A 15353-nucleotide genomic window follows, 5' to 3' on the forward strand; every position below is an offset into this window, starting at 1 on the left:
ATTATGGCAAAAAGAGCAGCACCAGAAGTAAATGCAGGCTCCATGGCCGACATTGCTTTTTTACTATTAATATTCTTCTTAGTAACAACTACTATTGAAACAGATTCTGGTATTAACAGAAAACTTCCACCAATGGAAGAGTCTGATGAAGATGTTGTCATCAAGCAAAAAAATATTTTTACTGTATTATTAAATGGTAAAGATCAGTTGCTTGTAGAAGATGATATAATGGAAATTAAAGATTTAAGAAAAGCGGCTATCGAGTTTTTAGATAACGGAGGAGATGGATCATGTAATTACTGTAAAGGAAAAAAAGACCCAGCATCTTCAGATAACCCAGATAAGGCTATCATATCTTTAAAAAACGAGCGTGAAACTACTTATAAAACTTATATTGCTGTTCAAAATGAACTAGTAGCAGCATATAACGATTTAAGAGATACAAGAGCCCAAGCACAATACGGTCAACCTTTCACAGAAATGGAAGCGAATTATAAAGATGTAAACTGGCCTGGGAATAAAGAGAAGTTAAAAGTGAAGATAGATCAAATTAAAGCTGAATATCCTCAAAAACTTTCAGAAGTACAATAGATATTAAAATTTAACATTTATAAACATGTCTAAATTTAAAAAGAAAAAAAGTGGCGATATGCCAGCAGTTAATACGGCATCTCTACCAGATATTGTGTTTATGTTATTATTCTTTTTTATGGTAGCCACAGTAATGAGGCAAAATACTTTAAAAATTCAGAATAATTTACCATTTGCAGATCAGGTAGAAAAGCTAGATAAAAAAGATTTGGTTATGTATATTTATGCAGGAAAACCAAGTGCTAATTATACGCAGTATGGTACAGAAGCAAAAATTCAACTTAATGATGATTTTGCAGATGTTAACGATATTGCCTCTTTTATCGCAGCAGAACGCGCTTCAAAGCGTGAAGAATTAATACCATTTTTAACTACAGCACTAAAAGTTGATAGTGATGCTAATATGGGGTTAATTGGTGATATTAAGCAAGAGTTACGTAAAGTTAATGCTCTTAAAATAAACTATACTACTAAAAAAGGTAGTGTTTTTGGAAACAAGTAGTTTAATACTCTTAATTTTATATAAAAAAGGCGTTTTGAAATTTCAAAACGCCTTTTTATTTTTAATAATTTTACAATTTTAACTATCATTGTAGGGTTATAAAAGAAAAACATACTTAATATTTTTTCTATGATTCGCTTGCCTATTTTCTTGGTTTTTTTGCTTGGTAGTATTACTTGTTGCTTTTCACAGGAAGATGCTGTAAAAGTAGTTGATTCACTTTATAAGGAAGATCAATTTTATGCTGGTGTTACCTATAATTTAATTGGTAAAAAACCAGATAACCTTTCTCAAAGAGGGTTCTCACTAGGGTTTCATCTAGGTTTTATAAAAGATATGCCTATTAATAAGGCAAGAAATGTTGCTATTGGAATAGGTTTGGGATATTCTGCAAATTCATATAATCAAAATTTACTTATTAATAAAGATGATACTAATAATTTCACTTATAGTATTATTGAGAACAGCAACAGTTACACAAAAAATAAATTTTCTAACCACTTAATTGAACTGCCTATTGAGTTTAGATGGCGTTCATCTACACCAACAGATTATAATTTTTGGCGTATTTATACAGGGTTTAAATTTGGTTATGTGTTAACACATACTACAAAATATAAAGGGGATTTAGGTAGTATTAACTATAGTAATAATGAAGATTTTAATAAACTTCAATACGGATTAACAATGAGTGCAGGTTATAATACTTGGAACATTTATTTATATTATGGTTTAAACCCAATTTTCTCAAAAGAAGCTCAAATAAATGCAAGTAGTATAGATATGAATGCCGTTAAAATTGGATTAATGTTTTATATACTATAACCAATAGTTTACTAAAATAAGCTGCGGTATGACTCCAACAAAAAATCCCATAATAAGTTCTATAGAATTATGTGCTTTTAAATGCAATCTTGAAGTAGCTACTGCGCCAATTATAATAGCCATTAAAGCAAGTGTGCCATTTATGTTTATACTAAAATGAATACTTAAAGCAACAAAAAACATACATAAACCAGATATTCCAAGAATATGTAAGCTGGCTTTAAACTTAAAAATAGCGAGTAATAAACAGACCATATTTGAGATGAGTATTCCTAAAAAGAAATAGTAAAGTTCTATAGCTTGTGAAGGTGTTACGATGCGTTTTAAAACCAACATCATTATAATACAGTTAAGTAGCAAAGGATAAATACGTTCTTTAGTAGTTTCGAGCCTAATTGATTTTACTCTACCTAAAGTTTTTAATAAAAAGAAAAGAAGAATAGGTAATAAAACAGTTAATATAAAAAGTGAAACTAACTTTGCCTTAATAATTTCTTCAGGAATAAACCGTGGTGATTTAGAAAAATAAAAAACCACACCACATAAAGGCATTATTAAAGGGTGAAAAATATACGAGATACTCTTTAACAATTTATCCATTAAATTTTTTTACGTAATCTAGCAACAGAAATATCTAGTTGCTCTCTATATTTAGCAACAGTACGTCTTGCAATTGGATAGCCTTTTTCTTTTAAAATAGAAGCCAGAGTTTCATCAGTTAAAGGTTTTTTTTTGTCTTCTTCTTCAATAACAGTTTCAAGAATTTTTTTTATTTCTCTAGTAGAAACATCCTCTCCTTGATCGTTTTTCATAGATTCAGAAAAGAATTCTTTTATCAATTTTGTGCCATAAGGCGTATCAACATACTTACTATTGGCAACACGAGATACTGTTGAAACATCCATAGAAATTTCATCTGCAATATCTTTAAGAATCATGGGTTTTAAATTACGTTCATCACCAGTTAAGAAATATTCTTTTTGGTAATGCATAATAGCACTCATAGTAATAAATAAAGTTTGTTGGCGCTGCTTAATAGCCTCTATAAACCATTTTGCGGCATCTAATTTTTGTTTAATAAAGATGACTGCATCTTTTTGTGATTTAGACTTGTCCTTAGCATCCTTGTAGCCTTTAAGCATATTGTTATACTCTCTAGAAACATGAAGCTCTGGAGCATTTCTACCATTAAGCGTTAATTCTAATTCGCCATCAACAATTTTAATAGCAAAATCTGGAACAACGTGTTCTACAATTCTATTATTTCCAGCATAAGAACCACCAGGTTTGGGGTTTAAGTGCTCAATCTCATTAATAGCATCTTTAAGTTGTATTTCAGATATATCAAATTTTTGAAGTAGCTTTTTGTAGTGTTTTTTTGTAAACTGATCAAAAGCATTATCAATAATATTAATAGCTAGCTCAGTATCTGGATTTTTTTCTTTTCTGTGTAGTTGAATGCTTAAACATTCTTGTAAATTTCTTGCACCTACTCCAGCTGGATCTAATTGATGTACAATTTTTAGAACTTTCTTTATGCTTTCTTCTGTAGTATAAACGTTTTGAGTGAACGCCAAATCGTCCATGATGTCACTTAATTCTCTTCTTATATAGCCACTTTCATCAACACTACCAACTAAAAATTCGGCAATGTCTCGTTCTTCATCACTTAACCTATAGGTGTTTAATTGATTTATTAAATGTTGTGTAAATGAAGTACCAGCGGCATAAGGCATAGTTTTTTCCTCATCATCACTACTATAATTATTAGCTTGAGTACGGTAATCTGGTATTTCATCATCACTTAAATACTCATCAACATTGATGTCATCATTTCCAATAGATTCGCTATCATCAAAATCATCTGTAGAATTGTCAAAATCTGAATCTAAATCATTTTCATTGGCTTCTTTTCCCCCTTCAAGCGCAGGGTTTTCCTCTAACTCTTGCTTTAAACGTTGCTCAAAAGCTTGTGTTGGCAACTGTATCAATTTCATTAATTGAATTTGCTGTGGCGACAGTTTTTGAGATAATTTAAATTGTAAATATTGTTTAAGCATGTTTTGATTTAAGGTTGTTACTCAAATATAGAAAAAGGAATTATGGTTACCAAAGTCATATCAAGTTAGTTATATTTTAAAATTCTGCATTTTGTGGTGTTCTTGGGAAAGGAATCACATCTCTAATATTACTCATTCCTGTTGCAAACATGACTAAACGCTCAAACCCTAGACCAAAACCAGAATGTACTGCAGTACCATATTTACGTAAATCTAAATACCACCAAAGGTCTTCTTCAGGAATATTAATCGCTGCCATTCGTTGTTTTAAAACATCTAAACGCTCTTCACGCTGTGCACCACCAACTATTTCGCCAATACCTGGAAATAATATATCCATAGCTCGAACAGTTTTCCCATCATCATTTAAACGCATATAAAAAGCTTTAATATTTGCAGGGTAATCAAACAAAATTACAGGACATTTAAAGTGTTTTTCAACTAAGTAACGTTCATGTTCACTTTGTAAATCTGTTCCCCATTCATCAATTAAATACTTAAATTTCTTTTTCTTGTTAAGTTTACAGTTTCGTAAAATATCGATAGCTTCTGTATAACTAACACGTTTAAAATTGTTATCTGTTACAAAAGTTAGTTTTTCAATTAAAGTCATATCACTGCGTTCTGCTTGAGGTTTTGTTTTATCCTCATCTTGCAAACGGTTATCTAAAAACTCTAGGTCCTCACGATTGTTTTCAAGTATATATGTAATAACCGATTTCATGAAATCTTCAGCTAAATCCATATTACCAGCTAAATCCATAAAAGCAACCTCAGGTTCAATCATCCAGAATTCTGCTAAATGGCGTGATGTATTTGAGTTTTCGGCTCTAAATGTTGGTCCAAAAGTGTAAACTTTACCAAGAGACATGGCATAAGTCTCAGCTTCTAATTGACCAGAAACAGTTAAGTTCGTTTCCTTACCAAAGAAATCTTTAGAATAATCAACATTTCCAGCATCATTTAAAGGTGGGTTTTTAGTGTCAAGACTAGTTACTTGAAACATTTCTCCAGCACCTTCTGCATCGCTTCCTGTTATAATTGGAGCGTGCATGTAATAAAACCCATTCTCATTAAAGTATTTATGAATAGCGAATGATAATGCGGAACGTAAACGCATTACAGCACTAAAAGTGTTTGTTCTGGTACGCAAATGCGCATTGTCTCTTAAAAACTCAAAAGAATGTTTTTTAGGTTGAATAGGGTAGGTTTCAGGATCTGAATCTCCTAAAATAGTCAATTCGTTAACCTGTATTTCAACTTTTTGACCTTTACCTTGGCTTTCAACTAACTCACCTTTTACACAAATAGCAGCACCTGTTGTAATGCGTTTTAAAAGCGCTTCGTCAAAGTTTTCAAAATTAACTACACACTGAATATTATTTATGGTTGAACCATCATTTAAAGCAATAAAACGATTTGCTCTAAAAGTTCTTACCCAACCTTTAATTTCTACTTCTGGTATGATGATATCTTGCGATAATAATTCTGATATGGTTCTTGATTTCATGTGTATTAAATTTATAGTGTAAAGATAAAAAAAGCGCATTGGCTTTTAATCACTGTATGATTAAAAAGCATTTGAAATTTACTCTTCTTCGTCTTCTTTTGGAATAATATTTATTGATGGCTCTCTAAGCACTTCTTTATTAGCAATACTACGCTCTAATGAGAGTAATAATGATGGCAGTAAAAGTAAGTTTGATAGCATAGCGAATAATAAAGTGGCCGATACTAATGCGCCTAGTGCCACAGTGCCACCAAAGCTAGAAATAGTAAATACTGAAAAGCCAAAGAATAAAACTATAGATGTGTAAAACATACTTACACCTGTTTCACGTAAAGCGCCATAAACGGAGGTTTTAATTTTCCAGTGATTAGCTTGTAATTCTTGTCTGTATTTTGCTAAAAAGTGAATGGTATCATCTACCGAAATACCAAAGGCAATACTAAATACCAATATAGTTGATGGTTTTATAGGCACACCTAAATAACCCATTAAACCTGCGGTAATTATTAGAGGTAGTAAGTTTGGAATAAGCGATACAATAATCATACGTCCAGACCTAAACATATAAGCCATAAACAAGGCAATCAATAATATGGCTAATGATAAAGAAATGGCTAAGTTTTTAACAAGATATTTTGTACCCTTTTGAAACACTAATGCTTTACCAGTCATGGTAACATTATATCTTTCTTTTGGAAAAACTTTATCTATTTTAGTTTGAAGATTTTCTTCAATGCGTTCCATTTTATCTGTGCCAATATCTTTCATGAACGTTGTGATACGTGCATACTGACCTGTACTATCTACAAAGTTTTTAAGCAAATCGACATTAGAAGTTGAGTTTTTAGCATAAGATAATATGAAACTATTTTCTTGTGAAGTTGGTAACTGATAAAATTTAGGATTACCATTGTAATAAGCCTGTTTGGAATACTTAACCAACCCAACAACCGATATAGGTTTTGATAGCTCTGGAGTTTCAATAATTAAATCTTCTAACTCATCCATACGTTTTAACGTAGAGAGTTTCATAACGCCTTTTTTACGTTTGGTATCTACCATGATTTCTAATGGCATAATACCATTAAACTCATTTTCAAAAAAACGAATATCGTTAACAAAATCTGAATCTTGGGGCATGTCTTCAATTAAACTTCCCGATATTTTTATTTGGTAAATTCCTATAATACTAACGGCTAATAAAACGACTGAAGTTATATAAATAGTTATTCGTTTTTGTCTTACCATACGCTCCATCCAATCTACAAAGCCACCAATCCAACGTTTATTTAAATGCTCTAAATGACGTTCTTTAGGATATGGCAAAAACGTGTAGATTATTGGAATAATAAGGATGCATAAAACAAAAATAGCCAAAATACTTAGTGAAGCGACTATACCAAATTCTTTTAAAAGTTTACTTTCTGTTAGAATAAAAGTAGCAAAACCAGAAGCAGTGGTCACATTAGTCATTAATGTGGCATTACCAATTTTTGTAATAACACGTTGTAAAGATTTTACTTTGTTACCATGTGATTTAACTTCGTGTTGGTATTTATTGATTAAGAAAATACAGTTAGGGATACCTATTACAATAATAAGTGGCGGAATTAAAGCTGTTAAAACGGTAATTTCATAATTTAATAAACCAATAATTCCTAAGGTCCACATAACACCTATACAAACTACAATTAATGAAATAAATGTGGCTCTAAATGACCTAAAAAATAAGAAGAAAATAAAAGATGTTACCAAAAGAGCAGCTAAAATAAACTGACCAATTTCATCAACAATATTTTGCGAATTCAGGGTTCTAATATAAGGCATACCAGAAATTCTAACATCTAAATTATTGTTAGTCTCAAAAGCTTCTATTTGGGGCAGTAAAACATCAACAACAAAATCTTTTCTTGCAGATGTATTTACAATATCCTTTTTTATATAAATAGCAGTTCTAATAGTTTTAGACTCTTTATTAAACAAAAAATTGTCATAAAATGGATACTGTTTAAAAAGCTCGTTCTGTAATGTTTCAATTTGAGCTAAGGAAGAAATAGAATCTTTAATAAAAGGTTCTAATTTAAACCTTTCATTTTTACTATCTTTTATAAGTTTTTGAAGATCTTTAATGGATACAACGGTTTCTACAGCGTCATCTTTTTTAAAATTTTCAGAAAGTTTATTCCAAGCATTTAATTTTTCTACTGTAAAAAGAGTAGTGTCTTTTACACCAAGTACAATAAGATTCCCTTCTTCTCCAAAGGTTTTTAAAAAATCATTGTAAGTTATATTTACCTCATGGTCATCGGGTAATAAATTTGCTTCGGTATAAGTAAAACGCATGTTGTCCCACTGCATACTAAAGAAAACCGTAGTGATTAGAATGCCAATAATTATAATAATTTTATTACGTAAAATTAATCTGGCTATAACGTCCCAAAAATCGTTTGAAAAAAGTTTAAACATGCTTTAATTTAAAGATGCGCAAAGGTAGAAAAAACAGGGATACTACCTTATAATGAGACGTTAAATGTAAATTTAAATGCAACATTATCACTAAACAACGGTAAGTGATAAGCTCCATATCTATATGTGAAGCTTAAACCAAAACCAAAAAGTAATTTATTAATTTCAAAACCAGACTCTGTGTATCCTTTTTTTAAAGAACCAAAGGTTAAGCCTTCATGCCTTTCTGGATTTTTCATATCACCAATAGCATAACGTGTAATTAAAACAAGTTGAGGTTTATAACGTTTAGAAATATTGAATGGTTTTATAAAATGCTTTAATTGGAAGGTAGCAAACTTATCGGAAAAGAATTCATTAAAATACATAGTTTCAAAGCTATTTAAACCAGCAACTGAGAACCTTTGAAGAATAGTTTCCTTGGTAATATTATTTGGATATGCATGATACATATGTGTTATTGGAGTATCGCCACTTGCTATTCCAGAAACTAAAGTGATTTCAGAAAAAGCATCTTTTTCGTTTCCAATTTTGTATATAGTTCTAAAATCTAATTTCGAAAAATTAAAATCGCCTTTAAAAACATCACTAAAACTTTTAGTGTATTGAAGTGTAAATTTAGGGTAGCCATTTATAACTTCATTTGATTCGTTTTCAGTAACTTCAGAAACATCAAAAGGGCTCCATTGCAATGCTATTTTTGCTGTGCTAATTTCAAAATTTTGGAATGAATTGCCATTAATATTGAAGCTATAGTTATAAGTAGGGGCTATTTTACTAATAGCCAATTCTGTTTCAGTTAGTAATTTTGGTGAAATTTGATGCTCTAATGCAATAGATTTGGTAATGTGTTTATGAAACAAATCGATGTTTAATAATCGAGGTTCAAAAAATTGAAAAAAACGTTTGTCTGTTAAAAATTTAGTACTCCCTGTTTCTTGTAAATCATCAGTATAAGCAAAGTTTAACCAGGAATTTGTTTTTTCGGCTAACCTAAAACCACCACCAATACTATATTTAAAACGATGATCTCTAAATCCATAAACAACATAGCTATTAATGCGATATTTTTTCGAAAAATCGTCATTTGTAATGCCGCCAATACCAGTTCTTACACCTTCGTATTGATTGTATTTTATTAAATAGCGTAAATCAAAATTCCAATATTTTGTTGGAAAAAAACCGTTTCCCAATTGTTTTATAAACGCCTTTTTTTTTATAGAATCTTGTAGTGGTTCTTGAGGTTTTTCAGAAATCGATTGTGCCTGTGTTAATGAATAACAAAGAATAAAGAAAAGTAGGGAACAACGCTTTAGCATTAACGAAATAGATAAATTTATAAAAAAAAGCGACTAAAATGTCGCTTCCCAAATTTTATACTGTCATGATTTCTTTTTCCTTATTATCGAAAAGATCATCAACCTTTTTAACGTAGACATCTGTCATTTGTTGCACATCTATTTCAGCATTTTTCTTTAAGTCTTCAGAAACATCCTCGTTTTTTTTGATGTCATTATTCGCATCTTTACGAGCAGCTCTAACACTTACCTTAGCATCTTCAGCTTCAGATTTAGCTTGTTTTGCTAGATCACGACGACGTTCTTCGGTTAAAGGAGGTACATTAATAATTATGGTTTCACCATTATTCATTGGGTTAAAACCAAGATTTGCATAAGCAATACCGCGTTCTATTTCCTGTAACATGCTTTTTTCCCATGGTTGAACGGTAATAGTTCTACCATCTGGAGTGTTAATATTAGCTACTTGGCTTAATGGTGTTTGTGAGCCGTAGTAATCTACCATAACGCTACCTAGCATTGCTGGACTTGCTTTTCCTGCTCTAATATTAACAAACTGTTTTTCTAGATGCTTAATGGCATTATCCATTGCTTCTTTTGTAGAATCTAGTATAAATTGTATGTCTTCGTTCATTGTTTAAACTTTTAGGTCAAATTATAAAAATATGCATTTCAAAAACTGAGCCAAGGTTTAAATATTAACCTCGGTACCAATTTTTTCGCCAGAAACGACTTTAAGTAAATTGCCTTTTTTATTCATATCAAAAACAATAATTGGTAAATTGTTTTCTTGACTTAAGGTAAATGCTGTGGTGTCCATTACTTTTAATCCCTTTCGTAAAACATCATCAAAAGAAATATTATTAAATTTAACAGCTTTTTCATCTTTTTCGGGATCAGTATTATAAATACCATCAACTCTTGTGCCTTTTAAAATAACATCAGCTTCAATTTCTATAGCACGTAATACAGCTGCAGAATCTGTAGTAAAATAAGGATTTCCAGTACCACCACCAAAAATAACAACACGTCCCTTTTCTAAATGGCGCATGGCTCTTCTTCTAATAAAAGGTTCTGCTACCTCATTAATTTTAATAGCAGTTTGTAATCTGGTTGGAATTTCTGCATCTTCTAAAGCACCTTGTAATGCCAAACCGTTAATAACTGTGGCAAGCATACCCATATAATCTCCTTGTACGCGGTCCATACCTTTACTAGCACCTGCAACACCTCTAAAAATGTTTCCACCACCAATAACTATGGCAACTTCTACACCTTTATCCGTAATAGTTTTAATGTCTTTAGCATATTCTGCTAAACGTTCAGGGTCTATACCGTATTGGCGTTCTCCCATTAGGGCTTCGCCAGATAGCTTAAGGAGTATTCTTTTGTATTTCATAGTTATTTACTGAGGTTTGGCAAAGCTACATAAAATTTTTATTTTTTTATTTTATAAGAAACAGGATTTTATGAATAAAAAAACCACTATTCAAATTTGAATAGTGGTTTAATATAATAGTTTTGCTTAAGCTTAAACTTTATATGTTATCCTACAGATACACGTTTGAAACCTGTAATTTCAACATCTCCATAAGAAGAAACGTATTTTGCAACGTTTAATTTTTCATCTTTAATGAAGTTTTGATCTAATAAACATTTTTCTTGATCAAGAGTTGTGTTGTCAGAAATAAAACGCTCCATTTTTCCTGGTAAAATTCTATCCCAGATTTGTTCTGGTTTCCCTTCAGCTTTCAATTCTGCTTTTGCAGCTTCTTCAGCTTTAGCTAAAACTTCAGGAGTTATTTGAGCCATAGAAATATATTGAGGTACATTTTTAAGAGTTTTTCCTAAACGACCTAATTCAATATTATCTTTTTCAATAACAGCAATTCTAGCTTCTGTTTCTGATGCAATAAATTCAGAATCAAAATCTTTATAAGATAATGTAGTTGCTCCCATTGAAGCTACTTGCATTGCAACATCTTTAACTAAAGTTTCAGCGTTATCTACTTTTGAAGATAAACCTACTAAAGCAGCAATTTTGTTAATATGAACATAAGTACCAACATAAGGTGCTTGTAATTTTTCAAAACCAGTAATGTCTAGTTTTTCACCAATTACACCTGTTTGCTCAATTAATTTATCTGCAACAGTCATTCCACCAAAATCAGCAGCTAAAAATGCTTCTTTTGTATCATGGTTTAATGCGATATCAGCTAATTGGTTTGCTAATGCTACAAAGTTTTCGTTTTTACCAACAAAATCAGTTTCACAACCTAAAACGATAGCAACACCTTCAGTTTGGTCTGCATTTATTTTAGAAATAGCAGCACCTTCAGAAGAATCTCTGTCAGCTCTTTTTTCAGCTACTTTTTGTCCTTTTTTACGTAATACATCAATTGCTTTATCAAAATCACCTTCAGCTTCAACTAAGGCTTTTTTGCAATCCATCATTCCTGCACCTGTAGCTTGTCTTAATTTATTTACTTCAGCAGCTGTTATTTTTATAGCTTCCATATTTTTAAAATTTAAAAAAGTCGTTTAATTTATTTCTACAAAGAAAAGAATCAAACGACTTTATAATGTTTTGTTAATGTTATTTATTCTTCTTCTTCGTTTGCAACAGCTTTTTTAGCTGTAGCTTTTTTAGCTGTAGCTTTTTTAGCTTTAGGAGCATCATCTTTAGCTGATGCTTCTTTTTCAGATTTACGTTCTGCTAAACCTTCAGATATTGCAGATGTTACGTGAGATAAAATTTTATCTATCGATTTAGAAGCGTCATCATTTGCAGGGATAACATAATCAACTTGACGTGGATCTGAGTTGGTATCAACCATTGCAAAAATTGGAATGTTTAATTTTTGAGCTTCTTTAATCGCGATGTGCTCACGTTTAATATCTACAACAAACAAAGCACCTGGTAAACGTGTCATGTCTACGATTGAACCTAAGTTTTTCTCTAACTTAGCTCTTAAACGATCAACTTGTAAACGTTCTTTTTTAGATAATGTTAAAAAAGTACCATCTTTCTTCATTCTATCAATAGAAGCCATTTTTTTAACAGCTTTTCTAATAGTAACAAAGTTAGTTAACATTCCACCTGGCCATCTTTCAGTGATGTAAGGCATGTCAATTGCACCTGCTTTTTCAGCTACAATATCTTTTGCTTGTTTTTTTGTTGCAACGAATAAAATCTTACGACCAGAGTTAGCAATTTTGCTTAATGCTGCACCTGCTTCATCTATTTTAGCCGCTGTTTTATAAAGGTTAATTATATGGATACCGTTACGTTCCATATATACGTAAGGAGCCATGTTTGGATCCCATTTACGAGTAAGGTGACCGAAGTGTACACCTGCTTCAAGTAATTCTTTTACTTCTACTGCCATTTTTGTAATAGTTTACGTTCTGTTGAATTAGCAATGATTAAGTGGTCATTTTTCAAATCGCCATAATCATTTAGATGCTAAACTAAATCCTGTTTTTACACTAGGACAACAATAACTTGTTTAATTTTTTTGTTTGAAATTTATTTTGAAAGACACTTTGATTACGCTTAGTGTAACAAGAAAAATAAATTTCGAGAAATAGATATTAACGTTTAGAGAATTGGAATTTCTTACGCGCTTTTTTCTGTCCGAATTTTTTACGCTCAACCATTCTTGGGTCTCTTGTCATTAAACCTTCTGGTTTAAGAATTAATCTGTTCTCAGCATCAACCTCGCACATTGCACGAGAAAGGGCTAAACGAACAGCTTCTGCTTGACCAGTAATACCACCTCCATATACATTTACTGTAATATCAAAGTTGCTGTCATTGTTAGTCAAAACTAAAGGTTGCTTTACTTTGTACTGTAAAGTAGCTGTAGTAAAGTAGTTAGTTAAGTCTTTTTTATTAATCGTAATGTTTCCTGTTCCTGCAGAAACATAAGCACGAGCAACAGCCGTCTTTCTACGGCCAATTTTGTGAATTACATCCATTATTTGAATTCGTTTAAGTTAATTGCTTTTGGTTTTTGCGCTGCATGAGCATGCTCTGAACCAACAACAACTGTTAGATTACGGAATAAATCTGCACCTAATTTGTTTTTAGGTAACATTCCTTTAACTGATTTTTCTACTACTCTTGAAGGGTCTTTCCCAAACAATTCTGTAGCAGTTAAACTTTTTTGACCTCCTGGATATCCAGTGTGACGAATGTACGTTTTGTCGTTCCATTTGTTACCAGATAAATTGATTTTTTCAGAGTTAATAACAATTACGTTATCTCCGCAATCAACGTGAGGTGTGAAGTTTGGCTTGTGTTTACCTCTTAAAAGTTTTGCAACTTTAGAAGCTAAACGACCAAGCGCTTGACCTTCAGCATCAACTAAAACCCACTGTTTATTTACAGTAGCTTTGTTTGCTGAAATCGTTTTGTAGCTTAATGTGTCCACGTTTTAAATTATTTTTATTAAACATTCCTCTCTAAAAAAGAGTTTGCAAATTTACGATTATATATTTGATTACCAAATAGTGAAGTAAGATTATTTCATGTAATTTTTCAATTGGAAAATTACAGTTGTTTTTTGTCTTTTTTATTGATTAAGATTTCACCCTTTTAAATCTAAAAATTTTAATCAAAATATCGTGTAGCAAATTCAATAAAAGTCTCCCAATTAGGAGTTTGTACATGACCTTGATTGTGTTGTCGGTAAGATACATCACCTTTAATTAAAGCAGTTTCAACGGGTGGAAAAATAGCTGTTTCAATACCTTTTTTTTCTAGTAATTCATAAACGGGACTCGCTTTTACAGCAGCTAAGAACATGCCTTTTGGGTCTACCCAATTATCTCCTTTATTACCACTACTTATAAAAACCGGTCTTGGTGCACAAAGGGCAATAAGTTCATGAGCATCAACCGGTAAATCATTCCAATTTAATGGGCCTGCATATTTTATAAAGTTTCCAGCCATCCAATGGTATTCTCCAGAACTAGCAACATTTTCAACCACTTCACCATAATTTCTTCTAAATAAACTTGCGCCACCTGCACCAGAAGAACTTATAAAACCAATAGCAAAACGCTCGTCAAAAGCTAAAGTAACTAAAGCCGCTTTACCATATCTTGAATGTCCTGTTATGCCAACTTTAGTAGCATCAATAAGATTGTCTTTTTCAAAATAATCTAAAACACGACTTGCGCCCCAAGCCCAAGCGCGTAAACTTCCCCATTGTTCTGGTGTTCTGTTTTTTCCTTTATTTGTTAATCCAATAATACCTTTAGTTAATCCAGCGCCATTATCTGGTTGTACACTTCCAGCTTTTAAATCGGCAAAACCCCAACCTTGTTTTAATAAATTTGTTTGCCATGCATTTTTTTGTTGTGGAAATGTGTTTTTTGGAAACCAATCTGGGAAACTAAATCCAAACATTAGCATAACAGGAACTGGCGATTTAATATTAGATGGTGTACTAACACTTAGTTGTAAGTTAACTTCAATTTCTGGATAACTGCTATTATCAACTTTTCCTTCTAAGGTTTTTCTGGTAACTGCTATACCATCTATGTTTTCTTCTTTTTCTTCAATAATATGCCAAGTTACAGATGGAATATTTTCTGGAAGTTTGCCGTAAACTTCGTTTTCAAAATCCGCAATTATTTCAAGTCTTCTTGTTTGCCAATCTTCAGCAGTTGTTACAGGATTTCCATTATTAAAAATTAAAGGATTTGGGTAATTTGTATAAATGTCTGCTTTAGTTTCATCATAATTTGCAGCGTTTTCTGCATTAGGGTCGTTACCATTTGCGCCAGGGCGAATTTCAGTAATACCTAATTGTTGCAGGATAGTGTTGTAATCTGTTTGTGTTTTTTTATTAATTTCTGTCCTAATACTTTCTTGTTCTGGCGTTAATTTGAATTGCGGAAAGGCATAAATAGAAGCTAGTAAAAAGAGAATGAGTAGTTGTGGTTTCAAAACAGTATAGATTTAATGAATGTTTAAAAATAATATAAGTTTAAGCATTTTAAATAAAATTAAAAGTTAAAATATGGCTAAAACCATTCATAACCTTTTAAATATTAAGAAGTATGATTCTATTTTGACTATTTTTGCACCG

General features: G+C 31.5%; 15 protein-coding genes. 3 read left to right on the forward strand and 12 right to left on the reverse strand.

Annotated features, from left to right (window positions below; all coding sequences use genetic code 11):
* The first annotated feature begins 3 nt into the window (after positions 1-3).
* From BT151_RS05240 to BT151_RS05250, 3 genes are all read left to right on the forward strand, one after another.
* Entirely contained in the window at positions 4-591 is a 588-nt protein-coding gene (locus BT151_RS05240; RefSeq protein WP_072400687.1) for an ExbD/TolR family protein, read from the forward strand.
* Positions 592-616: 25 nt separating this feature from the next.
* Positions 617-1093, forward strand: coding sequence for an ExbD/TolR family protein (locus BT151_RS05245; RefSeq protein ID WP_072400688.1), 477 nt, complete (start codon positions 617-619; stop codon positions 1091-1093).
* Between the two features lie 129 nt (positions 1094-1222).
* Positions 1223-1918, forward strand: coding sequence for a porin family protein (locus tag BT151_RS05250; RefSeq protein WP_072400689.1), 696 nt, complete (start codon positions 1223-1225; stop codon positions 1916-1918).
* Here BT151_RS05250 and BT151_RS05255 read toward each other — a convergent pair.
* From BT151_RS05255 to BT151_RS05310, 12 genes are all read right to left on the reverse strand, one after another.
* Positions 1913-2518, reverse strand: coding sequence for a hypothetical protein (locus BT151_RS05255; RefSeq protein WP_072400690.1), 606 nt, complete (start codon positions 2516-2518; stop codon positions 1913-1915). The genes BT151_RS05250 and BT151_RS05255 overlap by 6 nt on opposite strands.
* Positions 2518-3978, reverse strand: coding sequence for an RNA polymerase factor sigma-54 (gene rpoN, locus BT151_RS05260; RefSeq protein ID WP_072400691.1), 1461 nt, complete (start codon positions 3976-3978; stop codon positions 2518-2520). The genes BT151_RS05255 and rpoN overlap by 1 nt, the downstream gene beginning before the upstream one ends.
* A 76-nt stretch (positions 3979-4054) precedes the next feature.
* A complete protein-coding gene (asnS, locus tag BT151_RS05265) occupies positions 4055-5488 on the reverse strand; it encodes an asparagine--tRNA ligase (RefSeq protein ID WP_072400692.1) in 1434 nt (477 codons plus the stop codon).
* 78 nt (positions 5489-5566) lie between these two features.
* Positions 5567-7954 carry an efflux RND transporter permease subunit gene (locus BT151_RS05270; protein WP_072400693.1) on the reverse strand — a complete coding sequence of 796 codons (2388 nt, stop codon included), beginning with the start codon at positions 7952-7954 and terminating at the stop codon, positions 5567-5569.
* A 47-nt stretch (positions 7955-8001) separates the two neighbouring features.
* On the reverse strand, positions 8002-9273 hold the full coding sequence (locus BT151_RS05275; protein WP_072400694.1) for a hypothetical protein: 1272 nt from the start codon (positions 9271-9273) through the stop codon (positions 8002-8004).
* A gap of 55 nt (positions 9274-9328) precedes the next feature.
* Positions 9329-9886, reverse strand: coding sequence for a ribosome recycling factor (gene frr / locus BT151_RS05280; RefSeq protein WP_072400695.1), 558 nt, complete (start codon positions 9884-9886; stop codon positions 9329-9331).
* 57 nt (positions 9887-9943) lie between these two features.
* A complete protein-coding gene (gene pyrH, locus BT151_RS05285) occupies positions 9944-10651 on the reverse strand; it encodes a UMP kinase (RefSeq protein ID WP_072400696.1) in 708 nt (235 codons plus the stop codon).
* A 146-nt stretch (positions 10652-10797) separates the two neighbouring features.
* Positions 10798-11769, reverse strand: a complete 972-nt coding sequence (gene tsf, locus BT151_RS05290) for a translation elongation factor Ts (RefSeq protein WP_072400697.1) — start codon at positions 11767-11769, stop codon at positions 10798-10800.
* An 83-nt stretch (positions 11770-11852) separates the two neighbouring features.
* Positions 11853-12641, reverse strand: a complete 789-nt coding sequence (gene rpsB, locus BT151_RS05295; protein WP_072400698.1) for a 30S ribosomal protein S2 — start codon at positions 12639-12641, stop codon at positions 11853-11855.
* 205 nt (positions 12642-12846) lie between these two features.
* Positions 12847-13233, reverse strand: a complete 387-nt coding sequence (gene rpsI / locus BT151_RS05300) for a 30S ribosomal protein S9 (RefSeq protein WP_072400699.1) — start codon at positions 13231-13233, stop codon at positions 12847-12849.
* Positions 13233-13688, reverse strand: a complete 456-nt coding sequence (gene rplM, locus BT151_RS05305) for a 50S ribosomal protein L13 (RefSeq protein WP_072400700.1) — start codon at positions 13686-13688, stop codon at positions 13233-13235. Before rplM ends, rpsI begins: the two co-directional genes overlap by 1 nt.
* A gap of 179 nt (positions 13689-13867) precedes the next feature.
* The gene (locus BT151_RS05310; protein ID WP_072400701.1) at positions 13868-15211 is read right to left on the reverse strand and encodes a glucuronyl esterase domain-containing protein; all 1344 of its coding nucleotides are present in this window, start codon (positions 15209-15211) and stop codon (positions 13868-13870) included.
* Positions 15212-15353 lie beyond the last annotated feature (142 nt).

Source organism: Flaviramulus basaltis (assembly GCF_900114265.1).
GTDB lineage: Bacteria > Bacteroidota > Bacteroidia > Flavobacteriales > Flavobacteriaceae > Flaviramulus > Flaviramulus basaltis.